Origin of the sequence: Rothia sp. HC945, assembly GCF_051370785.1 — a bacterium.
Classification (GTDB): Bacteria; Actinomycetota; Actinomycetes; order Actinomycetales; family Micrococcaceae; genus Rothia.
This window is the reverse complement of the sequence record NZ_JBFCSN010000001.1, coordinates 1,468,907-1,495,367: the sequence shown is the minus strand read 5'-3', so window position 1 is coordinate 1,495,367 and position 26,461 is coordinate 1,468,907. Positions and strand designations below refer to the sequence as shown.

General features: G+C 63.7%; 25 protein-coding genes and 1 pseudogene. 21 read left to right on the top strand and 5 right to left on the bottom strand.

Annotated features, from left to right (window positions below; all coding sequences use genetic code 11):
• The first annotated feature begins 4 nt into the window (after positions 1-4).
• Genes AB0Y14_RS06635 through ald form a run of 5 tightly spaced genes read left to right on the top strand, consistent with a single transcriptional unit; the run spans position 5 to position 6,220 of the window.
• Positions 5-1,477 (top strand): MFS transporter, encoded by a 1,473-nt coding sequence (locus AB0Y14_RS06635; protein WP_436588393.1) that lies wholly within the window; start codon positions 5-7, stop codon positions 1,475-1,477.
• Positions 1,478-1,480: 3 nt separating this feature from the next.
• A complete protein-coding gene (locus tag AB0Y14_RS06630; RefSeq protein ID WP_436588392.1) occupies positions 1,481-2,236 on the top strand; it encodes an SDR family NAD(P)-dependent oxidoreductase in 756 nt (251 codons plus the stop codon).
• A 29-nt stretch (positions 2,237-2,265) separates the two neighbouring features.
• Complete coding sequence (locus AB0Y14_RS06625) at positions 2,266-3,570, top strand: aminotransferase family protein (protein ID WP_436588391.1); 1,305 nt, start codon at positions 2,266-2,268, stop codon at positions 3,568-3,570.
• Positions 3,567-5,042, top strand: a complete 1,476-nt coding sequence (locus tag AB0Y14_RS06620) for an NAD-dependent succinate-semialdehyde dehydrogenase (RefSeq protein WP_436588390.1) — start codon at positions 3,567-3,569, stop codon at positions 5,040-5,042. The genes AB0Y14_RS06625 and AB0Y14_RS06620 overlap by 4 nt, the downstream gene beginning before the upstream one ends.
• A 32-nt stretch (positions 5,043-5,074) precedes the next feature.
• A complete protein-coding gene (ald, locus tag AB0Y14_RS06615) occupies positions 5,075-6,220 on the top strand; it encodes an alanine dehydrogenase (RefSeq protein WP_436588389.1) in 1,146 nt (381 codons plus the stop codon).
• Between the two features lie 157 nt (positions 6,221-6,377).
• Here ald and AB0Y14_RS06610 read toward each other — a convergent pair whose 3' ends face one another.
• Positions 6,378-7,028, bottom strand: a complete 651-nt coding sequence (locus AB0Y14_RS06610; protein ID WP_436588388.1) for a hypothetical protein — start codon at positions 7,026-7,028, stop codon at positions 6,378-6,380.
• A gap of 66 nt (positions 7,029-7,094) precedes the next feature.
• Positions 7,095-7,646, bottom strand: a complete 552-nt coding sequence (locus AB0Y14_RS06605) for a hypothetical protein (protein ID WP_436588854.1) — start codon at positions 7,644-7,646, stop codon at positions 7,095-7,097.
• Positions 7,647-7,681: 35 nt separating this feature from the next.
• Between AB0Y14_RS06605 and AB0Y14_RS06600 the strand changes: the two genes are divergently transcribed.
• Positions 7,682-7,843 carry a hypothetical protein gene (locus AB0Y14_RS06600; protein ID WP_436588853.1) on the top strand — a complete coding sequence of 54 codons (162 nt, stop codon included), beginning with the start codon at positions 7,682-7,684 and terminating at the stop codon, positions 7,841-7,843.
• Here AB0Y14_RS06600 and AB0Y14_RS06595 read toward each other — a convergent pair.
• Positions 7,804-8,109, bottom strand: a pseudogene (locus AB0Y14_RS06595) (nucleoside recognition domain-containing protein); the annotation flags it as partial. The gene AB0Y14_RS06600 and the pseudogene AB0Y14_RS06595 overlap by 40 nt on opposite strands.
• Positions 8,110-8,137: 28 nt before the next feature.
• Between AB0Y14_RS06595 and AB0Y14_RS06590 the strand changes: the two are divergent.
• Positions 8,138-8,515 (top strand): hypothetical protein, encoded by a 378-nt coding sequence (locus AB0Y14_RS06590; protein WP_436588852.1) that lies wholly within the window; start codon positions 8,138-8,140, stop codon positions 8,513-8,515.
• Between the two features lie 12 nt (positions 8,516-8,527).
• On the opposite strand, the gene AB0Y14_RS06585 is transcribed toward AB0Y14_RS06590, so the two are convergent.
• Together AB0Y14_RS06585 and AB0Y14_RS06580 are read right to left on the bottom strand one after the other, a co-directional pair.
• A complete protein-coding gene (locus AB0Y14_RS06585) occupies positions 8,528-9,565 on the bottom strand; it encodes a Gfo/Idh/MocA family protein (protein ID WP_436588387.1) in 1,038 nt (345 codons plus the stop codon).
• Between the two features lies 1 nt (position 9,566).
• On the bottom strand, positions 9,567-10,775 hold the full coding sequence (locus tag AB0Y14_RS06580) for a Gfo/Idh/MocA family protein (protein WP_436588386.1): 1,209 nt from the start codon (positions 10,773-10,775) through the stop codon (positions 9,567-9,569).
• 595 nt (positions 10,776-11,370) lie between these two features.
• Here AB0Y14_RS06580 and AB0Y14_RS06575 point away from each other — a divergent pair.
• The 14 genes from AB0Y14_RS06575 (at position 11,371) to AB0Y14_RS06510 (ending at position 26,456) form a co-directional block, all read left to right on the top strand.
• Complete coding sequence (locus AB0Y14_RS06575) at positions 11,371-12,096, top strand: hypothetical protein (RefSeq protein ID WP_436588385.1); 726 nt, start codon at positions 11,371-11,373, stop codon at positions 12,094-12,096.
• A complete protein-coding gene (locus AB0Y14_RS06570; protein ID WP_436588839.1) occupies positions 12,053-12,589 on the top strand; it encodes a glycosyltransferase in 537 nt (178 codons plus the stop codon). The genes AB0Y14_RS06575 and AB0Y14_RS06570 overlap by 44 nt, the downstream gene beginning before the upstream one ends.
• 2 nt (positions 12,590-12,591) lie before the next feature.
• Positions 12,592-13,644, top strand: coding sequence for a glycosyltransferase family 4 protein (locus tag AB0Y14_RS06565; protein ID WP_436588384.1), 1,053 nt, complete (start codon positions 12,592-12,594; stop codon positions 13,642-13,644).
• Positions 13,634-14,893 (top strand): glycosyltransferase, encoded by a 1,260-nt coding sequence (locus AB0Y14_RS06560; RefSeq protein ID WP_436588383.1) that lies wholly within the window; start codon positions 13,634-13,636, stop codon positions 14,891-14,893. Before AB0Y14_RS06565 ends, AB0Y14_RS06560 begins: the two co-directional genes overlap by 11 nt.
• Positions 14,883-15,776 (top strand): aldo/keto reductase, encoded by an 894-nt coding sequence (locus tag AB0Y14_RS06555; protein WP_436588382.1) that lies wholly within the window; start codon positions 14,883-14,885, stop codon positions 15,774-15,776. The genes AB0Y14_RS06560 and AB0Y14_RS06555 overlap by 11 nt, the downstream gene beginning before the upstream one ends.
• The gene (locus tag AB0Y14_RS06550) at positions 15,773-17,452 is read left to right on the top strand and encodes an FAD-dependent oxidoreductase (RefSeq protein WP_436588381.1); all 1,680 of its coding nucleotides are present in this window, start codon (positions 15,773-15,775) and stop codon (positions 17,450-17,452) included. Before AB0Y14_RS06555 ends, AB0Y14_RS06550 begins: the two co-directional genes overlap by 4 nt.
• On the top strand, positions 17,449-18,054 hold the full coding sequence (locus AB0Y14_RS06545; RefSeq protein WP_436588380.1) for a DapH/DapD/GlmU-related protein: 606 nt from the start codon (positions 17,449-17,451) through the stop codon (positions 18,052-18,054). Before AB0Y14_RS06550 ends, AB0Y14_RS06545 begins: the two co-directional genes overlap by 4 nt.
• A 136-nt stretch (positions 18,055-18,190) precedes the next feature.
• Positions 18,191-19,291, top strand: coding sequence for a glycosyltransferase (locus AB0Y14_RS06540; RefSeq protein WP_436588838.1), 1,101 nt, complete (start codon positions 18,191-18,193; stop codon positions 19,289-19,291).
• Entirely contained in the window at positions 19,292-20,650 is a 1,359-nt protein-coding gene (locus tag AB0Y14_RS06535; RefSeq protein ID WP_436588379.1) for a hypothetical protein, read from the top strand.
• Positions 20,643-21,911 (top strand): nucleotide sugar dehydrogenase, encoded by a 1,269-nt coding sequence (locus AB0Y14_RS06530; RefSeq protein ID WP_436588378.1) that lies wholly within the window; start codon positions 20,643-20,645, stop codon positions 21,909-21,911. The genes AB0Y14_RS06535 and AB0Y14_RS06530 overlap by 8 nt, the downstream gene beginning before the upstream one ends.
• Positions 21,912-21,969: 58 nt before the next feature.
• Positions 21,970-22,518, top strand: coding sequence for a hypothetical protein (locus AB0Y14_RS06525; protein WP_436588377.1), 549 nt, complete (start codon positions 21,970-21,972; stop codon positions 22,516-22,518).
• 50 nt (positions 22,519-22,568) lie between these two features.
• The gene (locus tag AB0Y14_RS06520) at positions 22,569-24,149 is read left to right on the top strand and encodes a polysaccharide biosynthesis tyrosine autokinase (RefSeq protein WP_436588376.1); all 1,581 of its coding nucleotides are present in this window, start codon (positions 22,569-22,571) and stop codon (positions 24,147-24,149) included.
• A 19-nt stretch (positions 24,150-24,168) separates the two neighbouring features.
• Complete coding sequence (locus AB0Y14_RS06515; RefSeq protein WP_436588375.1) at positions 24,169-25,575, top strand: lipopolysaccharide biosynthesis protein; 1,407 nt, start codon at positions 24,169-24,171, stop codon at positions 25,573-25,575.
• Entirely contained in the window at positions 25,572-26,456 is an 885-nt protein-coding gene (locus AB0Y14_RS06510; RefSeq protein ID WP_436588374.1) for a hypothetical protein, read from the top strand. Before AB0Y14_RS06515 ends, AB0Y14_RS06510 begins: the two co-directional genes overlap by 4 nt.
• Positions 26,457-26,461 lie beyond the last annotated feature (5 nt).

Genomic DNA, 26,461 nt, shown 5'->3' with positions numbered 1-26,461 from the left:
CCCCATGTCCCAGAGCCCTGTCTACGAACCGCCCCCGATCACTTCCGAGATCGACATGACGGTCGACGAGAAGAAGACGGCGCGAAAGTCCGTCGCCGGCTCGGCCATCGGTAATGCCATCGAATGGTTCGACTACGGCATCTACGGCTACCTGCTCGTCTACATTTCGGACCTCTTCTTCACGTTCGACGACGACGGCAGCGCGCTCGCGCGCGTCATGGCCCTGGGGACCTTTGCCGTCTCCTTCCTCGTCCGGCCCCTGGGCGGGTTCATCTTCGGCCCGTTGGGCGACAAGTTCGGACGTCAGAAGGTCTTGGTTCTCACCATCGCCCTGATCAGTACGTCCACGGCGTGTATCGGGCTGCTGCCGACCTACGACACGGCCGGTTTTCTGGCGCCGATCGCACTGATCCTGCTGCGCGCGATCCAGGGATTCTCGGCGGGCGGCGAGTACGCCGGCGCGGCGGTCTTCATGGCCGAACACGCTCCGGACAACCGCCGCGGGATCTACGGATGCTTCCTCGAATTCGGGACGCTCGTTGGGTACAGCGGTGCCGCTATCCTCTGCACCGTCCTGACCCTGATTGTCGGTGAGGACGGCATGATGGCGGGCTGGTGGAGGCTCCCCTTCGTCCTCACGATTCTCATGGGCATCCTTGCCCTGTGGATGCGGCGTCACCTGCACGACCCGGAGACGTTCACCGAGGACGTCGAGGAAGAGGGCGATCAGCCCTCCGCCCTCAAGGCCCTCGGGAACCTGTTGAAGACCTACCCGCTCCAGGTGCTCAAGCTCATTGGGTTCGTGACGCTGCTCAACATCGCGTTCTACCTCGTGCTGACCTACATGCCGAGCTACCTTTCCGCGACACTCGGCCACAGCACAGCCCAGTCGAACTTCTCCCTGGTCATCATCCAGCTGATCATGATCGCGGTCATCGTTCCCTTCGGCGCACTGAGCGACAAGATCGGGCGGCGTCCGATCCTCATCGTCGCCTCGTCCGGGTTCGTGCTGCTCTCGGTTCCGGCCATGATGCTGATTCAGGTCGATTCCTTCGTGACCCAACTGCTCGGCATCGGGATCCTCGGGCTCTTCCTGGTCATGCTCATCTCTACGATCTCGGCGACGTTGCCTGCGCTGTTCCCGACCAAGGTCCGGTATTCCGGGTTCGCCGTCGGGTACAACATCTCGACTGCGATCTTCGGCGGCACGGCCGGCATGGTCAACGAGCTGCTGATCAACAAGACCGGGAACCCCTTGGTTCCGGGCTGGTACCTCGCGGCCGCGGGCGTCGTCGGGCTGATCGCGGTCCTCACCTTCCGGGAGACTGCGGGCCGGTCCCTGCGGGGGAACGTGGTTCCTGGCACGGACGACGACCTGCGGACGGCCCGCGGAGAAGAACTGATCGGTGCCAAGACCGGTTCGACGCCGACGGTCGGCCGGACCGACGCTTCCGACGAGAATTCGACGAAAGGATAGACAGTGACGGAACAGCAACCAGTGGCCCTGGTGACCGGGGCGAACTCCGGAATCGGCGTGGAAATTGCCCGGCGCCTGGTCGAAGACGGATTCTTGGTGATCCTCTCCGGTCGTAACGATGAACGGGGCCAAGCGGTGACCTCGGAGCTCGGCCAGAACGCCCGGTGGGTCAGGGCCGACCTGTCCGATTCCGAGGACATCCAGCGGCTGGTGGGCGAGGCCGTGTCCATGGGCGGGCGCCTGGACGTCCTGGTCAACAACGCCGGGGTGGACCTTGTCGGCTCGGTTCTGGATCTCCCGGAGGAAAAACTCCGCGAGAACTTCGAGATCAACGTCTTCGGGACCATTTCCGCGCTGCAGGCGGCTGGCCGCGTCATGCGGGACCAGGGGGACGGCGGGGCGATCATCAACATCACCTCGCGCTTGGCCCTGATCGGTGTTCCCACCATGAGCCTCTACGGCGCCGGCAAGGGTGCGATCCAGTCATTGACGACGGCGGCCGCCGTCGAGCTCGCACCCCACAACATTCGGGTCAACGCCGTGGCCCCGGGCATGGCACGGACCCCGTTGTACGACAGCTGGGTCGCCGACCAGGACGACCCGGAGGGCACGGAGAAAGACGTCGCCGGAAAGATCCCGCTCGGACGGATCGCCGAGCCCTCGGACGTCGCGGCCGCCGTTTCCTACCTGGCCAGTTCCGGCGCAGCGTACGTCACCGGAACCACGATTCCGGTCGAGGGCGGATACATCTCGCAATGAACACCGTTGAGTCAGAAAGGACCACGATCATGACCACCACTATCGAGAACAACGCCTCAGAAGCCACGAACAGGGCTCCGGTCGACGGCCCCGCCCTGTGGCCTGCCCAGGCGCAGGCGCCGCAGGTCATCGGGCGACAGCTCGTGATCGAAGGCGGCGAGGGCTCCTACATCGTCACGCGGGAGGGCCAACGGCTCTTCGACGGGACGGCCGGCTTGTGGCACGCCAATATCGGCCACTCCCGGCCCGAGCTCGCCCAGGCGGCCTACGACCAGATGATGAAGCTGGAGACGTACCACACCTTCGCCCGCTTCACGAACGACAAGGCGGATACCCTCGCGGAGAAGCTGGCCGAGGTTTCGCCCATCCCGGACCCCAAGATCATCCTGAACAGCGGCGGGTCGGACGCGATCGACGTCGCCTGCAAGCTCGCCCGGAGGCACTGGCAGCGCGAGGGGCGCTCCTCGAAACAGATCATCCTGAGCCGAGAATTCGCGTACCACGGGTTGCACGCCTACGGCACGAGCATCGCCGGACTGGAGTTCAATCGTGAGGGGTACGGCACCGAGTCCTTGGTCCCGGAGACGGCCCGTATCTCGCTGGACGACCCCGAGCAGGTGCGTCGTGTGGTCGAGGAGATCGGTGCGGAGAACATCGCCGCCATCGTGACCGAACCGGTTCAGGGGACCGGCGGTGTGAATCCGCCGTCGGAGGGATACCTGGAGACAATTCAGGAACTCTGCCGCGACAACGACATTCTGCTGATCCTCGACGAGGTCATCACCGGCTTCGGGCGCCTCGGCACGATGTTCGCCACGGAACGCTACGGGCTCGAACCCGACCTGGTGACCTTCGCCAAGGGCGTGACCTCGGGCTATGCCCCGCTGGGCGGGATCTTCGTGAGCCCCCGCATCTGGGAGCCCTTCTACGAGGATTCCCCCGACACTCCGATCTTCCGGCACGGTTCGACCTATGCGGGGCACGCCACCGCATCCGCCGTCGCCATCAAGCACCTCGAGATCCTGCAGAACGAGAACCTGGTCCAGCGGGTGCACGATCTGGAGCCCACGTTCGGTGCGGCCCTGGACTCCTTGGCCTCCCGTAACGATGACGTCGTCGAGGTCAGGTACGCCGGACTGCTGGGCGGAGTGACCCTCCGCGACGAGGTTTCGGCGGGCGCGGTCTGCGACCGCATGGTCGACAAGGGATTCGTCTCGAGGCCCTTGCGCGGCAACACCCTCCAGGTCAGCCCACCTTTCATCATGACCGAACAGGAACTCGACGACTTCCTCGCCGCCATGGACGAGGCCATCCGCGAGGAGGCAGCATCGTGAACGCACGGACCAGCACCGCAACCGTGGCCCCACCCGATAGTGCCGGAGTCGAGAGGGCGGACGACGTCGTTCGCGGCCTCGACCTGGCCGACACCGGGATCGCCGTCACGGATCCCGGGACGGGGGAGACGATCGCGCACGTCCCGGACGCGCATCACACCGACATCACGCGGACCCTGGGCGCGGCCCACCGGGCCGGTGCCGATTGGGCGCAGACCACGCCTCGCGAAAGGTCGAACGTCCTGCACCGCTGGTGGGAACTGCTGAACGAGAACGCCGAGGAGATCGCGCTGCTGATCACCAGGGAAATGGGTAAGACCCTCCCTGAGGCCAGGGGCGAGGTCAAGTACGGCAACGACTTCGTCCGGTGGTATGCCGAGCAGTCCGTGCGCTCGGGCGGGAACTTCCAGGAGGCTCCGGACGGCGGATCTCGTATCGTGACCCGTCGAAGCCCTGTGGGTCTGGCGGTCCTCATCACACCGTGGAACTTCCCGTTGGCCATGGCGACCCGGAAGATCGCCCCCGCACTCGCGGCTGGATGTCCCGCGGTGATCAAACCGGCCACGGCGACCCCGCTGACGGCGTACTACGCCGTCCAGCTCGCGCACGAGGCCGGAGTCCCGGAGGACCTTGTCCAGGTGGTGACCACGTCCAGTTCGAGCATGTTCAGTGAGACCGCGCTCCGGGACGAGTACACCCGGAAGGTCTCCTTCACCGGGTCCACCGAGGTTGGACGGACCCTGCTGGGCCTGGCTTCCGAGCGGGTCCTGCGGACGTCCATGGAACTTGGCGGGAACGCCCCGCTGATCGTCTTCGACGACGCCGACGTGGAACGAGCCGCCGCCGGTGCCGCCGCTGCCAAGCTCCGCAACGGCGGTCAGTCCTGCATCGCGGCCAACCGGATGTACGTGCAGAGCGGGATCGCCGACGATTTCGTGTCCGCATTCCGGGAGCAGATGGAGTCGGTCCGCATCGGTCACGGCCTCACCGAGGGCGTGGGAATCGGCCCCCTGATCAACGAGTCCGCCGTGCGGGACATGGCGGGGCTGGTCGAGGGCGCTGTTGAGGACGGGGCCGAATTGCTGACCGGCGGTCACGCACCCGAGGGCACGGGCAACTACTTCGAGCCGACCGTGCTGGACCGCGTCTCCTCGAAGGCACGAATCACGGGCACGGAGATTTTCGGCCCGATCGCGGCGATCCAGCGCTTCGACGACGAGGACGAAGCCATCGCGCGGGCCAACGATACGGAGTTCGGGCTGGCCGGGTACGTCTTCACGGAGAGTCTCGACCGAGCGTTCCGGGCGGCCGACCGGTTGGAAACCGGCTTGGTGGGGATCAACCAGGGCGTCCCGTCCAACGCTGCGGCCCCCTTCGGCGGCGTCAAGCAGTCGGGACTCGGCAGAGAGGGCGGGGCCGAAGGCCTCGAGGAATACCAGAACATTCGCTTCTACAACATCGCGTCCCGCTAGGGAACACAGGCAATATCAGAAGGAGAGAAACCATGCGCATTTCGGTCGTCAAGGAGATCAAACCGCAGGAAGAGCGGGTCGGCCTCACTCCCGCGAATGTGTCCGAACTGGTCCGGAGCGGCCACACCGTTTTCGTCGAGTCCGGAGCCGGTGTCTCGGCGGGGTTCGGGGATGCCGCCTACCAGGAAGTCGGCGCGACGATGACGGACCAGGACGATGCCTGGGCCCAGGCCGAGCTCCTGATCAAGGTCAAGGAGCCGATCGAGGCCGAATACCGTTACCTGCGTTCAGACCTGACACTTTTCACCTACCTGCACCTGGCCGCGGACCGGGCCCTGACGGAGGCCCTGCTCGAGGCCGGCACACTGTCCATCGCCTACGAAACGGTCCAGGACGAGACCGGGCTCCCGCTGCTCACCCCGATGAGCGAGATCGCGGGTCGGCTCGCGGTGCACGCCGCCGCGCGCCACCTCACTCGTGACGGGAACGGACCGGGCAAGCTGCTGGGCGGAGCGCCCGGCGTGGCTCCGGGGCGCGTGGTGATCATCGGCGGTGGCGCCGTGGGTGCCAACGCGGCCCTGCTGGCCCTGGGCATGCAAGCCGAGGTCACGGTCCTCGACATGTCGCCGAAGCGGATCCGTGAACTCGAGAACATCCTGGATCGGCGCGCTCGCGTGCTGATGTCCAACCCGGTCACCGTCGAGGAAGAACTCAAGAACGCCGACGTCGTGATCGGTGCCGTGCTCGTTCCCGGTCGAGCGGCCCCGAAGGTCGTGACCAGGGATCAGCTGTCCTTGCTCAAGAAGGATGCGCTGCTCATCGACGTCGCCATCGACCAGGGCGGTGCCTTCGAGACCTCGCACGCAACGACGTACCACGATCCGATCTTCGAGGTCGACGGAATCCGGCACTACTGCGTGGCCAACATGCCCGGCACGGTTCCCGAGACCGCGACCAAGGCGCTGACCAACGCGACCATGCCGTTCATCAAGTCAATCGCGAGCAACGGGGCGGAGTACGCGATCGTCTCGGATGCGGCCATCGCCAAGGGCGTCAACACCGCGAGCGGCCGGCTGGTGCAGCCGGGCGTCATGGCCGCGTTCCCGGACTTGGCGAAGGAAGCCCCCGATGCGTCGGGCGCGAACGGGACCCCGACCACGGCGGGCGCGCCGGCCTGATGCGGCGGATCTGGGGCTGTGTCCTGGCCCGAGGTGGCACTGTTGTGCGGTTTGATGGGTGATCTCCGCACTAGGTTGCCACCTCGTGTGGAGGTGCCGCACGAAACTGCCACCTCGACCGACCCAGCCCCAGCCAAGCCCCGCCCCCCGCCTGCTCTCAGGGCACCACGACGGTGCTGGTCAGTGAGGTCAGACTCGGTTCCCGCGGCGTCGACCCGAATCCGAAGTCGGGGGTGGGGTCGACCGGTGTCATGTCCCCGAGGGCGCAACCCGCCCAGGAACCGAACGAATGGTGTATCGCGTGCAGGTCGGTGGCCGCGTACCACTCGGTTCTCCCGTTGCCCGCGGTCCCCAGGGTGCGCACGCCGGGGAGAATCCAGGGGGCCACGCGGTCGGTGACCCTGGCGAAGGCGAGGCTCGTCCCGAGTTTTCGAGGAATCCCACGGAGGGCCCACCCGAGGGGACGCCGGGCCCCGACGTCGAAGGTCCATTCCAGAGGCCCGGCCCGAACCGACCACCGGGCTCCGGGGGATGCCCCCGGAGCCTTGTCCCCAGCATCGACTCGTACCGGAGCGATGCGGATTCTGTCGAAGGTGTAGGTCGCCGAGACGAAGTCCGCGACCCACTGGTCGGGGGCGATCAGCTCGCGGGCGCCGTCGGGATGCGCGACCATGACATCCGCGAACGGGCCGTGCGGAGTTCTGGACCAGGACCCCAGAACCATGCGGGTCCCACCGGCCGTTCCGACCCCGGCAATGTGCCCGGTAAAACGGTGCCGCCCCGCGGCCGGGTCGTGTTCCGCCGGCATGGTCCCCCCCCTCCGTTGGCAGACGGTGTTTCTCTCAGAATGACACAAGAACTGCCGCAGGCACCGTCACAGGAGCAGGTACGCAATCGGCGTCGTGATGACCAGCGAAATGACCACACGCTCGAACCAGATCACGATCAGCTTCCAGAACTTGAGCGGGATTTCCGTGGCCAGGATGGAAGGGACCATCGCGGAGAGGAAGATGATGCCGGACACCGAGACCACGGCGACCACGAATCGGAGGATGATGCTCTCGTCGGGGCCTACCTGTGCCGAGGGAAGGAACATCTCTACCAGACCGACGCCCACGGCCTTGCCGGCCAGCAACGGTTCGGGCAGCCGGACCAGCCACGCGATCGGATAGAAGATCCAGGCGATCCAATCGAAGATCGGTGTGTGCTTGGCCAGCAGCAGTCCGATCAGACCGACCGACATGATGGACGGCAGGATCGAGGCCGTCATCAGCACGCCGTCCTTGAAATTCGCCCAGATGACTCGCGCCACGCCAGGGGACTCGCGCAGGGTTCCGAGGGCCTGGCCCAGAGCGACGCCAAAACGGTTGCGCGTGATCTTCTGCTCCGGTGTCGGCACCGATCCGGGGCAGTATTCGTCCGGCACGCGTGAGAGCGGGGGGAATGCGGACCGTGATCGCCGTGACCACGAACGTCACCACGAGGGAGACGAAGAAGTACATCAGCCAGTGGTCCATCAGGTCCAGGGCCTTGGCCACCACGACCATGAACGTCACGGACACGGTCGAGAACCCGGCGGCGACGATGGCCGCCTCCCTGGCGGTGTATCCGCCGGACTTGTAGACGCGGTTGGTGATGAGGAGGCCCAATGAGTAGGAGCCCACGAAACTTGCGACGGCGTCGACCGCTGATCTGCCGGGTGTCCGCCAGATCGGCCTCATGACGGGGCGAACGAAGACGCCCACGAATTCCATGAGGCCGAATCCGATGAGGAAACCGAGGAAGATCGCTCCGATCGGGACGATCAGCCCCACCGATTGCACGAGGGTTTTCCAGAGAAAGGGGCCGATATCGGGGTCGGCGAGCCAGGATGGCGGACGGGTCACCATCAGCAGGGCCGCGATCAGGCCGACGACGTTGAGCAGTGAGAAGACAATCTTGGTGGGGGTCTGCTTCCAGCTTCCCGTGACGAAAGGCCGGGCGGAGCCGACCACGATCAGAGCCAGCATCAACCACGGGACCACGGGACCGGCGTACTGCCGGACGAGCGTGACCAAGTGGTCCAGGGGTATGGAGGATTTGCCGTCCATGGTCACCGGAACGAAGAACACCACCAGGCCGATCAGCGACAGCACGATCAGCTTGGCGGCGTCCTTCCATACTCCGGGCGTACCGACCGGGACCATGGCAGCGGTCTGCGTCTCCGCCCGTGTTCTTTCAGTCATCACCGAACCCCTGAGAACTCACCAACAGTTGTCTATACAACGTTACACGAGCCACAGGCTGCTGTGTTGAGAGCCACGGGCCCTAGCGAAGTGGCTTGACCTCTTCGGGGCGACCGGATGCCAGGGACCGCCGGGCCGCATCGAGCAGTTCGACGCCGTGTGTCCCCGAGGTCGGAGGGCTTTCGTTGAGCCCCTCGCCGGCCACCATGGCCACGAAGTCCTGCATCTCCAGCACGAAGGCTTCGGCGAACCGGTCCTGATAGCTCTCGAACGTCTCCCCGGGGGCCTCGATGCGGCCGTCCGGGGCGATGCGGGTCATGGCGACCCGGTCCGTCTCGCCCACGGAATAGGAATTCTCGGTTCCGTGGACCACGGTCCTGACATCCTGCCCCACCGCGTGCCCCCTCATAGCGGACAGCGTGGCGGTGAAGCCGCTGGGGAAGGTCAGGAACGCGGCGGCCGTGTCGAACTCGTTGTTGTCTTCGTAGGATCCGAAGGCTTCCGCGGAACCCGTGGCGTACACGGTTTCCGCCTGTTCGCCCACGAGCCATGGGACGAGGTCGAAGCCGTGGGCCATCATGTCCGCGAAGATCCCGCCAGACCCTGAGAGTCCTGCGGGATCGGCGGCGTACTTGTCGTGGTCGACGCTCACGATCGATCGCAACCGTCCTGCACGGCCGGCGTCCACCAAGCCCTTGAGGGTTCGGTACTCCCTGCTGTGGCGGCGATGGAACCCGACCATCACGGTGTCCTCCGCTCCTGCGGCATCGATGTCCTGCACCAAAGAGGTGAACTCTTTCGCCGTGAGAGCCAGCGGCTTTTCCACGAACACGGGCAGCCCGCGGCGGACCGCGTGTCTGACGAGCTCCGGATGAGTGGACCCGGGGGTCGCGATGACGACGCCGTCGGCAGAGTCGAGTGCAGCGGAGGCGTCCGTGGTGGTGCTCAGCCGCACACCCGCTCCCTCGAACCCCGCGCGCTCCGAGACCCGGGTCGCGTGGTCACGCACGCGGGCGGCGTCGCGCCCGATCAATTCGACCTCGGTGACGCCCTCCGTTCGCATCAGGTTGGCGGCGTGCATCTGACCGATGGTTCCGGCTCCCACAATGGCGATCCTCATATCAGCGGACCTCCACTTCGGCGCCGGACTGTTCAGCGGACTCCGCGATGGCCTGAATGATCCTGAGCGTGTGGAGGCCTTCGGCGAAGGACCCGCACGGTGCCAGGTCGCTCCGGGTGCCCGAGACCTGTTCGAGGAATGCCCTGGCCTGGATGGCGAAGTTGTCGTTGTAATTCCATCCGACGCCGGGGGCGTCCATGGCGCATGAATCCGGGTACAGCGGGGTGTCGCCGTTCAGGATCACGCGTCGTTGGCCCCGAGTGTCGGGCGCGGTCTGGGCGTCGTCGTACATGTATTCCCCGGGCTTGGTGATGTCGAAGGATGCCTGGGCTCGGGGGCCGACCACGTGGTACGTCTGCGAGTTCGGGGTCCCGAAGGCCACGCGGGAGATCGTGTAGGTGCCCACCGCGCCGTTGGCGAAGGTGCAGGTGAAGGTCAGGAAGTCTTCGTTCTCGACGGGTTCGACCTCATCCGAGACCTCCACGTGACCATGGCCAACGACGGCGCCCAGGGGCAAATGCCGTTGCTTGTAGATCGTGTCCATGGAGGCGCCGCGCACGGAGGTGACCGGACCGTTGAGATATTCGCCGGTGTCGATCACGTGAGACCCGAGGTCGCCCAGCGCGCCGGAACCGGGGCCGCCTTTGTAACGCCAGGACATTGGGGCCTTCTCGTCGCACGAGTAGTCGCACAGGTATGTCGAGATGAAGTTGGTGACGGGGCCGAAATCACCGGAGTCGATCTTCTGCTTGATCGCGTTGAGGGCCGGCATTCTGCGGACCGTGTAGCCGACGGAGGTGATGAGGGGCCGGCCGGCGGCATCGGTCTTCTGGCCGTATTCCTTCTCCAGCTCGACCATTGCTTCGGCGTCCTCCAGGGTGCCAGCGAGCGGCTTCTCGCAAAGGACGTGCTTGCCCGCCTCGAGGAGCCCCTGTGCGATCGGCAGATGCAACGCATTGCCGACGACGACGCTCACCGCGTCGATCTCAGGGTCCTGAGCGACCTCGGTCCAGTCCGAGTACGTCTTCTCGAACCCGTACCGGCGTGCGGTGTCCTGCCCGAGTTCGACGTTCATGTCGGCAATCGCGGCGAGGCGGACATCGGGGAATGCGGAGTCGAAGACCGAACCCGCCTGCCGATACCCGTAGGCGTGGGCCCGCCCTGCCATTCCGGCGCCGATGACGGCAACTGAGAGCTTCTTGTCGCTCATGGATCCTCCTTGAACATAATGACCGATTGTCAGGACAAGTATTCTGAGTTGCAGATCACAGTTCAAGGGGTGGGGGCATGGTTTCCGGGTCGGTCGCGGATGAGGGGTGAACACGATGGGTGGTAGGTGCCAGGCCACGCTGCCGGTGCGGTCACCTTCGACGTCCGCGGGGCCGCCCTCCGACGCCGCCGAGAGGTGGATCTCTGCACCTACTGGGGGAAACGCCGAAATTGCCTGAATTGTTTGCCGTGCACGTTCCCTTGCGGGGAATGCTGAGTTGCCCCCTCCTGCCGATGAGCATTCTTTGCGGGGAAAGAAGATTGTCGCGCATGAGGTGAAACACGTGAGTTGAGTCAACCCACCTCATCGGAAATTTTGGACTTCCGACTGTATTTCCTTGTCAAACCAACATTGCGCATCTCGGGCGGCATGATGGAGCCCGGAGCGGTCGACGTTCCGGCCTCCGAGGTGCACCTCCGTACCTCCTCGTCGCGTGTAAAATCGATCCGGATTCTCTGTCCCGCTGTGTTGCCGCAAGCGGGACGTCTGCCGTTTCTCCGTGTCGGTGGCGTTAATTCTTTTTGAGGTGGGGGCCTTGAATTTTGTTGTCGGGCATAACCGGGATCGCGATTCCTATCAGGTTCCGGCTGCGTTGGCCGAAGTGTCCGTGTTGGATACTTTCGTCACCGACTATTACGAGGGTCGCGGATTCTCCGTGCCCACACTGAGTCATCGACGCACACCACTCATCGAGCCGTCACGAGTCCGTCAGTCCTTCGGGGCTTTCGCGGCTCAGCTTCCGTACGAGGTCAAGCGACGGATCAGCAGATCGGTCGACTTCCCGACGGTCCTGGTCGAGGCCCGCCTGGGGGCGACGATTGCCCGGGTGGCCGCGCAGAAGCCCGAGGCGGATCTTTTGCTGTACTCCGGCTCGGCCCTCCAGGCTTTCCAAGGTCCGTCCACCGGGCGCCGGATTCTGTTCCAGTATCACGTCTCACCCCAGTTCATCGTGGATACTCTCTCCTCGGTCGATGAGCTCGCAGGAACCCGTCCATGGCAGCGTGAGGCTGAGGTGCTGGACCCCTCCATGCAACGCTTGCATGAAGAGGAAGTGCGCTTGGCGGACAGCGCCATCTGCGCCTCGACCTTCACCAAGAACGGACTGATCCGCCAAGGCATGGGCGGCGAGGACATTACGGTGGCTCCTTACGGAGGACCCCCCCGCGGTCCGCACGATCGAAGATCCCGCGCGCGGGGAGAAATGTTCATTCTTGTTCGTGGGACAGGGGGTTGCCCGCAAGGGTTTGCATATCCTCATTGAAGCTTGGCGTAGGGCATGTCTGAAAAATGCCGATCTGACCATAGTCGCTTCGCGTCTGGACCCGGAGATCGCGGATTTCGGACGGAACGTACCGAATATCCGCTTCGTCGGTCGCCTTTCCGAGGAGGAACTGAGCCGCCACATGAAGGTGGCGGACACTCTGGTCCTGCCGTCTCTCATTGAGGGTTTCGGCCTGGTCCTGGGAGAGGGGCTGTCCCGGGGGTGCAGGATTCTGGCGAGTTCCCACACAGGGCTGATGGACATGGGTTTGCCAGAAGACCTTGGGGTTGTCGTGGACCCGGGGTCTGTCAGCTCCCTGGTCGAGGGACTCCAACGAATTGTTGATACCTACGACCATCGGAGGTCCTACCGGGAGGCGCTTTTCGAACATTCGGAGAGACTTTCCTGGGGCGGTTTCCGAAGGAAAGTTCGTCAGGGCGCAGGGTTGCCTATGGACACCGGCCACACTGCTGCGGTCAGGAAGGGAGAGTAGCCATGCGTGTGCTCATCATGGTTCATCGATTCCACCCGGACTTCGGCGGAGTCGAGGTCACGGCGGAGCTTCTTGCGAGGGGTTTCGTCGAGCGCCATCAGGCCGAAGTCGTGGTGGTCACACATACTCGTGAGACCGGGCCGCACAAGGACTTTCCGTTCACGGTCTTGCGTGAGCCCAGCCCGTTGCAGCTGTGGAAGGCCATCGCTGGAGCCGATGTCGTATTCCACAACAACCCGTGCATGCAGTTCTACTGGCCCCAGCTGTTCCTTCGAAAGCCGTGGCTCGTGGCGCTCCGTACCTGGATCACGCTTCCGGGCGAGAAGTTCGGGCCGCTGAACACGATCAAGTATTGGTTCAAATATCGTCTCGTGGAACGGGCAGACACTCTGGTCTCGAATTCCCAGGTGCTGGCCGGCCACGTCCGCGGCGACGTCGAAGTTATCTATAACAGCTTCCGGGAAGACATCTTTCGTGTCACCAATACGGATCCCAGGGATCCTTCTTCGCTCGTCTACGTGGGGAGGCTGAGCGCGGACAAGGGAGTCGATCTCTTGCTCCTAGCTATGAAGAACCTCAAGGACAAGGGTCTTTCCCCCAAGCTCAACGTCATTGGTGACGGCGATTACCGGCCGACGATCGAGTCCTTGATCCGCAACCTCGGGCTTCACGAGGACGTGACTCCTCTCGGCTCGATGAAGGGCGCAGCAATTTCCGAAGAACTCAATCGCCATGCGATCGGCGTGGTCCCCTCCCGAATTCCGGAGCCCTTCGGAACGGTCGTGCTCGAGAATGCGGCATCCGGATGCGTCACTCTCGTGGCCGACCACGGTGGTCTGCCTGAAGCCATTGGGGACGCGGGGGCACGATTCCGCCCCAACGATGTCGGCTCCCTGACGGATGAGCTCGAGCGGTTGATGACCGACGATGAATACCTCGCATCGATCAGGGCTCGCGTTCCGGCGCACGTGCAGAAGTACAGCGTCGCCGCTTTCGTGGACAATTTCTATGACGCCCTGGAGCGTACGGTTCGGAAGGCGCGCCGTGGCAGATAGGGCTGAGCCACGCAGAATCCTTCTCCTGGCCGTCCGGAACGTTACCGGAGTCCGCACGGGGCGCATCGCGGTGCTCGAATCCGCAGTCCATGGTCTGCAACGGCACGGGCACCACGTCGACGTCCTCGCCATCACTCACGAGGACGGACCCGCTGCATGGCTGGGATGCGAGGTCCGCAGGGTTCATCCCCCGCGCCTCCGCGCACTCGCCGCGCTCGTGCCTTGCGCTCTCCTCAGGGGCCGGTCTCTCAATGAGGCGTTGTTCAGTGGCCGGGCACTGATCCACAAGGTTCGGGAGATCGCCCGAGAACTGAACAGCGACGTCGTCGTCGGGGACGGTCTGAGGGCGTGGGAACTCGCACGAACCGTGGGGCTGCCCGTGGTCATGCACTTGGATGATCTTCTCTCCGAGCGGTATTCCTCCGCGACTTTCCGCGACAACAACGATTCCGTCCTGGGGTATTTCGGGGACCGGATTCCTCGCCTCGCGCGTCCCGGGGTCGAGGCCGTGGCCAAGTGCCTGCTCGGTGTCGAAGCGAAACTGGCTCGCAGGCGTGAGGACGCGATTGCTCGTGAAGCCAGCGTTGTGGCACTGACCAGCCATGAGGAAGCACAGCGTCTGTCGCTCCGGGTGGGGCGAGAAGTGTTGGGAATCCCCATGGCGGTGCAGCAAGGGCGACTCTGCTCGCCCGATCAGGCTGATGCCGGAACCCTGACGTTCCTGGGAGTCCTGCATTACGGACCCAATATTGCGGCATTGCGCTACATCAGGGACGAGCTGGTGCCGGAACTGGAGAGGCGCGGCCGGCGCGTGCGGATCCGCGTCATCGGCAAGGCGACCCGGGACCAGATCCAGGAGTTCTCGGGCGCACCCTTCGAGTTCTTGGGGTATGTGGAGAATCTGCCGACCGAGATGTCGGTGAGCCGCATGCTCATCTCGCCGATCCAGGCAGGGACAGGGGTCAAGACCAAGGTCCTCGATGCGCTGAGCATCGGCCTACCCGTCGTGGCGACCACGATGGGCGTGGCGGGCATCCCAGTGCGGCACGGCGTCAGCGCGTTGATCGCGGACACGACGGACGGCCTGGCCGACGCAGTCGAGGACCTCCTGGATCATCCCGAACGAGCGCGCGACATCGGCCGGGCCGGATACGACCTGCTCGGAATGCGTATGGCGCCCGAACACATTTACAACGCCTGGGGAGCGGCCGTCGAACAGGCCGTCGGTGAGGAGAGCGATGCGCACTGACCTTTTGGAGAATGGACGACTGGGCGAATTCGAGAGTACGGCTCTCGGTGTGGGAACCGCACGGCTCGGTGCTTTCTGGCAGAAGCGTGGAATCCCGGAGGGCACGGCCGCTTTGAGTCAGGCACTCGACCTGGGTATCGGTTTGGTGGACACGGCGGATGTCTACGCTCGGGGGATCAGCGAGAGGATCGTCGGACGCGTGGTGAGGACCCGGCCGAGCACGGTGGTCATGACCAAGGTCGGTCTCCTCAAGACCCCCCTCGGTCTGGCCTCCGCGGCCTTCGGCGGAGAGCACCGTCCGGGGTTCACCGGTTTGCGCGCTGCCGGACGGGCGGATACTTGTTTTACCCCGAAATACCTTCGCGCGGCGGCCCATCGGTGTCTGAAACGACAGGGCCGGGACGAACTGGACGTCCTGCTGCTACACGAACCCCGTGCGGCGGATGTGCGGCGTGACGACGTCGTCCGCGAGCTGAACCGCATGAAACAGTCCGGGATGATCCGGGCATGGGGGGCGTCCGTCCGGGACGCTACTGCTGCGAAGGCGCTTGTGGATGCACCGGGTGCCACCTGGCTCCAGATCCCCGTCAATCTCGGTGACACCTCGATTCTGGACACCGTGCGGTCCCATCCGGGGCGGGAACGCGTCACGACCGTCGGGATCGCGGTACTCGGCGACGGATCGCTCATGCGGCGAGCCGCAGCGTCGGGCCTGGACGGCTCGCGAATCGTCGCCGCGCTGGTCGAAGGAGTTCACGGGATGGACGGCGTGGACGCGGTTCTGCTGGGCATGAGCAACCCGCGGCACGTCAGGGACAACGTGGGCGCCATCATGCGGGGAGCGCTGGAGGAAGACATCAGACGCCTGGAGGAGACGCTGTGAAAACAACAATGTCGAAGAATCAGCTGACGGACGCACGGGACCTGCCCGCCGGAGCCCGTCTGTCCGCCACGGTCCTGGTGGTCGGCACCGGTCCCGCTGGAGCCACCGTGGCTCGGGAACTGGCGCCGACCGGCGTCGACATCCTGATGCTCGAAGGCGGTGACGTGCGCGGATCCACCGAAGCGGACGACACCCTCAAGGGTGAGGCCTCGTCCCAGGCCGTCGAGCCTCTGGAGAAGGCACGAACCAAGAGGCTCGGCGGAGCCTCGATGCAGTGGGGTGGCCGGGCCTACCCCTTCGACCGGCTGGACTTCGAAGAGCGTCGCCACGATGACTTCTCGACCGAGGCATGGCCGGTCACACGGGACCAGTTGCTTCCGTACTATCGCCGCGCGGCCCAGGCCCTCGATCTGCGATCCTTCGAGTGGACCGGGGCGCAGGCCATCCCCGGGGACCCCGAGGACCTGATCGGCCCGTCGAAGACCATCAACTCGAAGGCCGTGTGGCGGTGGTCGCCACCCATTCGCTTCGCCGGAGCTCTCAGCAAGGATCTTGCCTCCTACCCGAACATTCGCGTCATGCACCACGCGAACGTGACCCACGTGGTGCAGAATCCTGAAACCGGCGTCATTGATCGCGTCGAGGGCCAGACGCAACCGGGCCGGCATTTCACCGCGAGGGGCATGCACGTGGTCATTGCCGCGGGTGGTCTGGAGACCGCCCGCATTCTCCTGAACTCCGGGGTCCGGGACGATCACGACCAGATCGGCCGTCATTACATGATCCATCCGATTGCTGAGGTCGGCGAGCTCCGGGTCAGGGACCCCAAGGCCGTCGGACACTCGGTGACCCCGACCAAGAGTCACGACGGTGTGTGGGTCCGCCGCCTGCTGCAGCTCGAGGAGCAGGTTCGGCGCGAACAGGGTCTTCTCAACATGGGGTTTGCCGTGTGGTACGAGGATCCCCGGACTCCCGACCACGGCGACCCGCTCCTGTCTTCGTTCGCGCTGGTCCGCAAACTGCTCACGATGACCGGTGGGTTCAAGGGCACGGGTATGCACCGCAGGTACGCCAGACTCGAGGATCCTCGCGGTCATGTGCTCAATGTCCTCAGAGGGCTCCCTGCGATCGGTGCCTTCGGTGTGCGATGGGTTCGGGACAGGATTCTCGATCCACGCACCCTTCCCATGTTCTCGCGCTACTCGAAACAGGGCGTCTACCGCATCCGATTCGACGCCGAGCAATCGCCCGATCCGGAACAGCGCGTGGTTCTGTCCACGACGGAAAGGGACGCCTTTGGGGTTCCGCGCCTCGATGTCCGCCACCGGGTGTCCGATGCCGACCGCCGCAACTACCACCGATCCCTGGAGATCCTGGCCCAAGGGATCAAGCAGTCCGGGTGGGGAACGTATACCCCGCCGACCCTGGACGACATGCTCGGGATGACTCTCGTGGACGCGACCCATCAGATGGGTCTGGTGCGCATGGGGTTCGATCCCACGCGTTCGGTCGTGGACCCGAATCTGCGCGTGTGGTCGTCTCCGAACCTCTATCTGGCGACCACGGGAACCTTCCCGACCGCCGGTATGGCGGGCCCGACGCTCACGGATGTGGCCCTGTCCATCCGACTGGCCGACCACCTGGCCCGAAAACTGCAAAGGGAGGGCGACCGATGAGGGACCTGACGGGTTTCCAAGGGTACGGCTACGACAAGGGTCGGCCCAAAGCGGTTCAGGCCCTGTGGCTGGCCGTCCAAGGCACGGTTCTCCAACGCTGGTGGTGTCCGCCGAAAATCCGTACAGCGATACTGCGCGCCTTCGGGGCAAGAATCGAGGAGAACGTTCTCATTCGCCACGGGGTAACCATTCACTGGCCGTGGAAACTGCATATCAAGAAGAATTCATGGGTCGGCGTCGGAACGTGGATTCTGAATCTCGAACCGGTCACGATCGGCGAAAACACGTGCCTCAGCCAGCACACCTTTTTGTGTACTGGGTCACATCAATTCGATCACCCGAATTTCGAGTTCGACAACGGGCCGATCACCGTTGGCGACCGTTGCTGGATTGCCGCCAGGGCCACGGTACTGCGCGGTGTCGAGATCGGCGACGACTCACTGGTCGGGGCGCAGGCGCTGGTTGCGAAGTCCGTGCCCGAGGGCTCCACAGTGCTGGCGCCCCTGGGCAGGATTGTGGCCGGAAAGGGTGAGGATGCGGAATCGATTTCTCCCCAGGATGTGGTTCGTTCAAGGGCCAGCGGGAAAGATTCCCTGGGCTGACTAGGTCGTTTGTTGACAATATCGAGCTGTTATAAGATTTTCGGCGAATATTTCGTTGGCCCGACTTGGGGGAACATTCGAGGCAGCGAATATCGGGTTCTGGGGGAACAATTTGAGAATTCTTCACGTGGTCACGATGGTTGACCCTCATGGTTCGTTGGGCGGGCCCCTGCGGGTGTCCTGCAACCAGCTTTCGGAGCTGAAAGAACAGGGGCATGAGGTTCTCCTTCTTGCCGCCGCGGAAGGTTACCAAGGCAACGTGCCCAGCGAATACTGCGGGGTGCCCGTCAAGCTGTTTCCTGCTCTGCGTCTTGTGCGAGACAGCTTCGCGGGCGTCTCTTCACCCGGACTGCTCCGTTGGCTCGTGGCTCACGGGCGGTCCTTCGACGTCGCCCACATACACATGGCTCGTGACCTCGTCACACTCCCGGCGGCCAGGCTTCTCCAGATGTTTCGCGTGCCGACCGTGTTGCAGACCCACGGGATGATCGACCCGAGTTCCCGGAAACTGGCCAAGCCCCTGGACTCCTTCATGACGCGACCGGCACTCAATGCAGCAAAAAAGATCCTGGCGCTCACGAACGCAGAGACCGAAGACCTGTGTGCCGTTGATTCCCGGCTCACGTCCGATTCTGTTGAGGTGGTCCGCAACGGCGTCCCCATGGCTCCCGTCAGAGCCCGGCCTGAGCGCCCGTCTCCCGATGTCCTGTTCCTTGCCCGTGTCCAGGAGCGCAAGCGTCCGCTTGTTTTCGTCGAAGCAGCCCAGCGCTTGGCCCCTCGGCATCCTGACGCGACCTTCACCCTTGTCGGACCGGATGAGGGTGAAGGCGATGCGGTCCGGGCCCGGCTCAGGTCCGATGACGCCGCGGGGCGCATCCGATGGGTCGGATCCCTTCCCGCCCACCAGACCCTCGATCGCATGGCCGAATCCGCAGTCTACGTTCTCCCTTCCCGCAAAGAACCCTTCCCTATGTCGGTTCTGGAAGCGATGAGCACTGGTCTGCCCGTCGTTGTCATGGAGGACTGCGGACTGGCCCCGGACGTCACGACTTCCGGGGGCGGTCTGGTGGTTGGATTCGGGCCGGATGAGCTCGTCCACGTGATCGACCGTCTGCTGGACAATTCAGAGGACCGCCGGCGCATAGGGGCCGCGGGAAGAGCGTTCGTGGCCGGTCACGCGACCATGGAGCGCATCGCCCAACAACTCGCTCACCTGTACGAGGGCGTGGCTGACTGAATGACGCTTACCCTGATCCTTATGGGGGCCTCCCTCATTTTCGCGTTACTGTTCGCCTCCCGGCCCCTGATTCTCGTCTCGGCCCCGATCCTGATACGCCTGTTTCTCCCGGCGTACCAGGCCAGCGAATGGTTCAACGGGCTGCACCCCGCCGGATACATGGTCATGGCATCGGCACTCGTCCAGACCATTTTCTACTGGCCCCGGGTGAAGAAGGTTTTGCGGTCGTCGTACCTCGAGATTGCCGTCTTCCTCTTGTTCTGCGCCCTGATCATGGCCAACGTGCTGTCGATCTTCAACTCGTTCACGGGCAGCCTGATCAACATCGCGGTTGTTTATCTTCCGCCCTTCGTGCTGTACCTGATGTTCAAGATGGTCGTCTTCAGATCGGGATTCGAGGGTTTGCGCAAGGTCGCCTGGGCCATGCATCTGGCGATGCTGGTGCAGATGTATATGGCCATCCGGCAGCACATCACCGGACACATTATCGTCTTCGAGGAGACCGCCAAGTCGGCTCTGTGGCAACTGCAAGGAATTGACGAGATCGAGCGCAGTCAGGGTTTCGTGGAGACGGGACTGGACTTCACCGCGCTCTGCGCCTTCATGGTTGCCCTGACCTACTTCATCCGGAATCCCATCCTTCGGTGGGTATTCATCGGTCTGTATCTATACGGCGCGTTGCTCGGTAATGGTCGCGCATCCGTTGTGGCCGCCGCGGTCACGGCGGTGGTGGTGATTCTAGCTGGGAAGGAACGCATCCCGACAAAGCTCGCAGGGCTGGTCCTCATGGGCGGAACTGCCGTCTGGTTGCTGGGGACCGAGGCTGGTCAGGCGCTGAACGCGAAGATTGAGGACGACGGCGGGTCTTCCGAGCTCAGGGAAGAAGCCTACCGATGGGTCGAGGGCCACTGGCACCTCTTCACCTTCTCTGGGTACCCGGGAAGTCGTGATTTCCGGGGGTCGGGGATCCTGGGGTCTTCCCTCGAGAACGCGTATCTGATCGTAGGAGCGGATTACGGCCTCATCACCGCGGCGGTGCTTCTTCTTCTGCAGTTTTTCCTTGCTGTTCGGAACATGCGCAACACCGCGGGAATCGTGATGGCAGTCGGTGCCCTGGATCTTGTGGTGAACAACCTGACCAACAGCGGCTTTACGTCGAATCAGGCGGGGGCGTACCTGCTCTGGATCGCTCTGGGATTCGCGACGATCGGGAAGCACGGCTCCGAGTACGGATACGCGGGCTGTCGACCGGGCTTACTTGCTCAGTGGCGAAGAAACACACCATCAGCTCGGCCGGAGAACACCGGGTCAGCACCATCGAACGAAACAGTGTTAGTTGGGGGACAAACACATGGATAACATCAGTTTGGTTGTGATCGGGCAGGGATATGTCGGTCTGCCTTTGGCACGCGAGGCCACACGGGCGGGAATCACCGTGGTCGGACTCGACCTTTCCATGGCCGTCGTCGACGGGCTCAACTCGGGGCGCTCCCATGTCGACGACCTCTCGGATGCGGATGTTTCCGAAATGCTCGATGCCGGCTACAAGGCGACCTCGGATTACTCGGCCGTCCGGAGTGCGGACTACGTGGTGGTTTGCGTCCCCACTCCCCTGAGCGCTGACGGCAACCCGGACCTCGCACCGGTCGAAGCTTCGATGCGGTCGATCGCGAAGAACCTCGTCCGAGAAACGACGGTGATCCTGGAATCGACTACCTATCCGGGAACCACGGATGTGTTGGTCAAGGGCATCTTTGATGATCAGGGCCTGACCATCGACGAAGACTACTTCCTTGCCTTTTCCCCGGAACGGATCGACCCCGGCAACTCGACTTTCGGGCTGCGGAACACCCCCAAGGTCGTGGGTGGCGTGACCGAGGAGTCGGGGCGACGCGCCGTCGCACTGTACGAGCGCGTCGTCGATACCGTCGTTCCGGTGCGAGGAGCTCGCGAAGCGGAAACTGCGAAGCTTCTCGAGAACACGTACCGGCACATCAATATCGCGCTGGTCAATGAGATGGCCAAGTTCTGCCACGAATTGAACATTGATCTTTGGGAAGTCATCGATGCGGCCTCGACCAAACCCTTCGGATTCCAGCCCTTCTACCCAGGACCCGGCGTTGGCGGTCATTGCATCCCGATCGACCCGAATTATCTCTCCTACGAGGTTAAGAAGTCTCTCGGATACCCCTTCCGGTTCGTGGAACTGGCGCAGGAAATCAACCAGTCGATGCCCCGATATGTGGCCGAACGAGCGGCGGAGATCCTGAACGAGGACGGAAAATCCGTGAAATCGGCCAAGATCCTCCTTCTGGGCGTCACGTACAAACCGGATATCGCGGATCAGCGCGAGTCCCCGGCGGTTCCCGTGGCCCGGGAACTGGCCAAACGCGGTGCGGACCTGTCTTACTTCGACCCCCACGTCGAGGCCTGGAAGTCCGGCCCGCGATTCGTGACCAAGACCGAAAACGACCATCTGGACCAAGCGCTGAGCGACGCAGACTTGGCCATTCTTTTGCAGAAGCACGGAGAATTCGATGTTGACTCCCTGGCACAAAAATCGCGGCGATTCTTCGACACCCGCGGATGTACCGACCGGTCCCACGCCGTCCGTCTCTAGTTCGCCGGAACCAGGCACGGAGGAGGAAGCCGCCCCAACGGAGTTCAAGGTGTGCTTCGTGTGCACCGGAAATGTCTGCCGGTCGCCGCTGGCCATGGGATACCTCAACGACATCACGGGAGACATCACCGTGCGAGCAGAGTCCGGGGGTACGGGAGCCAACCCGGAGGTCGAGGTGCCCCAGGAGATCCTGGACATCGCCTCCTCCCGTGGATTTGACTTGTCCGCTCACCGGCCACGGGCCATCACCGTGGATGGAATCAACGAGGCAGACCTGGTGCTGACTGCGACCACCGAGCAGCGATCCGAGGTTCTGTCCGCGACTCCAAGGGCGCTGAAAAAGACCTTCACGCTGAAGGAATTCGCGCGGTTGGCAGAGCTCGTCGAGTGGGAACCCGTGGATTCCTTCAGCTCCGCGGAGAACCTCGTCCAGAAGTGCTCCGCGTTCGTTGCGGAGGCTTCCTCCCGCCGCTCCCAGGTCGGTCGGGACGCGGAGGCCGATCTGGACATCGTCGACCCCTATCTCCAGGACGCGGCGGTCTACCGCCAAACCGGGGAAGAGGTCTTCATGGCCATCGACCAGTTCCTGCGAAAGATGTTCCGCTGAGGCGCTGCGGAGAGCGGGAACCACAAAACGTATTGGAGAGACAAGTAGGTATGGGCGAGAAGAACCCAGTATTGATCGATGGAACCGCGTCGGAAAAGAGTTCGGGGCTGGTTCAGGCGTTTGTGCGCACTGTTCGCCGCCGCTGGTACTTTCTGGTGATCGGTGTGGTCGTCGGTGCGTTGGTCGGCGTCGGCGTTTCGGTCCTCCAACCACGTGTTTACGCGGCCGACGCTACGGGGATTGTCACAACCGACAACAACAACAGCATTGGTCTGGCCTCGACCACGGACACCCTCGCCAAGTCGAAGGCGACCCAGTACAAGAGTCTCGCAGCCTCCCGCGGTGTGGCCGAGGACGCCATCCGGTCCACCGGATTCGACCTCACGCCGCAGCAGGCGCTCGGCATGGTTTCGGTCGCCGTCCCTTTGGACACGGCGCAGATCCAGGTCACGGTTCGGTCCCAGGACCCCGACAGCGCTCGGGAACTCGCGGATGCGTGGATCAAGTCCCTGTCTACGAACGTCGAACGGGTCGAGACCGGAGGCAACACGGCCGCGCCCAAGGATTCTTCCGATTCTGAGGAATCTGAAGAATCACAGGCCGATCCGGCCAATTCGGTGCTCAAATTCATCGAATACGTTCAAGCCGAGACCCCGACCTCGCCTATATCCCCGAACGTGAAGTTGAACGCTGCGCTGGGGGCATTGGTTCTGCTGGTTGTGGTTCTGCTTCTGCTCCTGCTGCAGGCCTTCCGGGACCGCAGTATCCGTTCGGTCGAGATCCTCCGAGAGGTCATGGGCAATTCCCCCTTGCTGGGGACCGTGCCGTTGTCCGATTCGCTGAGCGAATCGCGATTGATCCCACCTGAGTCCTTGGGCGCCCAAGCGCATCGGCGTGACTTCGGCGTGGTGGAGTCGTTCAAAGAGATCCGGACCAATCTGCAATTCATGAATCCGGACCGGCCTCCCCGGCGGTTCGTGGTGACCTCCTGCCTCCCCGAGGACGGGAAGTCCACCGTGGCGGACAACCTCGCTATTGCCCTCGCCCAGGGCGGTGACCCGGTCTACCTCGTGGATGCCGATCTGCGGCGTCCCACGGTTGCCAAGAGGTTCGGTCTGATCACGGATGTCGGGCTGACCGACGTCATCATCGGCCGGGCCGACATGGACGACGTCATCCAGGAAGTGCATACGTATCCGAACCTGTTCGTCCTGGCGGCGGGGCACACTCCGCCGAATCCGTCGGAGATCCTCGCTTCGGAACGTTTCTCAACCATGATCGATCGGCTGGCCGAGAAGGGCACGGTCATCATGGATGCTCCGCCGTTGCTCCCGGTCAGCGACTCGGCAATCATTGCCACGAAATTCGACGGAGCCCTGGTTGTCGTCGAGGCCGGCGGCACCACGCGCGATCAGCTCGGAAAGTCGTTGCAGAATCTCGAACAGATCAACGCACAGTTGTTGGGCACGGTGTTGAACAAGGTGCCCACGCGGGGTAGCGAGGCCGGCTACTACAGCTACTACGGAAAGAACTACTACTACGAGGCTGAGAAGGAGTCCACGCGGAGCGGGAGGCGTTCGCGGAAGAAGGGTTTAGACCGGAAGACTGGAAAGGCAAAGAGCGGCGTCTGACGTCGCCCAGGCACCGATCATGTCCGAATCCGAATCGGCTCGCGGACCCTCGAAGGGGCGGGCCCCCGAGAACACCTCAGTACAGAATCCGACCTCCATGGGGTCGGGGCTCTTCTATTCTCTGCTGAGTAACCTCTTGGCGCCCGTCGCCGGCCTGGCCATTGCCCCCATTCTGTCCCATGGGCTTGGCGAGGCCGGTCGAGGGGCGCTCGGGGGAGTGACCTCCATCGTGCTGGTCGCCTCTTCAGCGGGTGCCTTCGGCATGCCCGAAGCTCTCACCTTCTTTGCCGCGCGATACGTTCGGCGACGTCGTTCTGTGCTGCGCCTGGCCCTCTGGACACTGCTGTCTCTCGGGGCGCTCTGCGCCCTCGCGGTGTGGGGTCTGAGCCCGTTCCTCTCGAGTGGTCACGGGGAGGAGTATCGGACACTCCTTCTGCTCACGGCCGTGGCGCTGGTCCCGAACATGCTGATCCTCCTCCCGAGGGCGTACGCCGCCGCGACAGGTCAGTGGAAGTACCAGGCCTTGGAACAAGGGTTGTTCTCGGTGCTCCGGCTGGTCGCGTTGGTGGTTCTGCTCTGGACCGGACATCTGACGGTGCTCAACGCCGTGCTCGTGACACTGGCTTCTCCCGTGCTCGGTGCCCTCTCCTACGTGCCCGTGCTCCGGGGGTTTCGAGGCGGCGGGGCGCCGCCCGACCGGGAAGAACCTCAGAGGGCGGGGGAGATGTGGGCCTACGGGTCGAAGATCTGGCTCGGTTCTCTCTCCGGCATCATTCTCAGCCGGATCGACCAGACGGTCATGATCAAGTTGACCACCCTGGAGCAGCAGGGGCTGTACGCCGTTGCCGTGACCATCGGGGAGATTCCGTCTGTGCTCTCCAACGCGTTCCGCAACGTGGTTTTCGCCGCGGATTCCGCGGATACGGGGGACGGTGCCACCTCGGAGTGTGCCGATCAACGCCTGACCACGATGGCGCGGATTACCTTGATTCTGACGGTCCTGACCGCGTTGCCGATCGCTGCGACGTCGTTCCTCTGGGTGGGGCCGGTCTTCGGGGCGGAGTTCTCCGCGTCGATCCCGATGCTCCTGGTGCTCCTTGCCGCCGCAGTGATGGGGGCACCCGGCTCAGTGGCGGGTGCGGGACTCTCGGGCCGGGGCCGTCCGGATTTGCGGAGCAGGTCCATGGCCACCGGGGCCGTCTTCAACCTCATCGTGCTTCTAGGGGCAACGCCCTTCCTGGGCGGCATGGGAGCGGCATTGTCCACCCTCGTCGGGAGTGCTGTGGCCGGGAACCTGAATATCTATTATTTGTGCCGTCATTTCGGATTCAGCCTCCCGGCGTTTTACGCGGTCTCTCGTAGGGACGTCGCCATGATGACGAAGGCGGCGGGGAAAATCCTTCAGAGAATGGGAGTCACACGATGACAGAAACGCCTTTGGATTTGCAGGTCTCTCGGCCGTTGCGCATCCCGTGGAAGGGGGCGGCCATGGCGAGACTTCGCCTGATCAACAGGTTCTCCTCTACGACCGTTCTGGGAGAGGCCCCTGTCGCCGTGAATATCACCTCGTACGGGCACCGCCTCTCGACGGTATGGCTCGCGATCGAGTCCATCGCTCAGGGACGTGTTAAACCACAACGTATGATTCTGTGGATCGACGACGATACTTTCGACGTCAAGAACTATCCCCAGCTCCTTCGCCTGCAACGACGCGGTCTCGAGATTCTCACGTGTGAGAACTTCGGCCCTTTCAAGAAGTTCTATCCCTATATCCGGATGACGGAGGCGCAAGGACTCGCCCTGGTCACGGCCGACGACGACCTCTTGTATCCGGCCGGCTGGTTGGAGCGAATGAGCATCGCTCATCAGCGGTATCCCCACGACCTGATTGCTGTGCGGTGCCATCAATGGACTCTGGCGAAGGGCGGAACCGAGGCGGCCCCGTATTCGCGTTGGGGCACTGCTCAAGCGCCCAGCCTGAGTCACGCCAATTTCGTGACAGGGGGAAGCGGCGCCGTCTTTCCCCTGGCTCTACAGGAACGCATCCTGCGGGATGGCACGGACTTCACGAAGACTTGCCCGCGTGCGGACGACATCTGGATCAACATTGAGGCGATCCGGGCAGGTATCAAAGCGCGATTCGTCTCTCCGACGGGTCTGACTTACATTTCCATACCCGGGCTCCAGCAGAAATCCTCCCTGCACCAGAGCAACGTGGCCGAGAACGGCAACGATGCCCAAATCCGCGCAACACTGACCACCGAGGATATTCGGGTTCTGGCCGCCGAGGCCCCCGTCATCGACTGAACTTC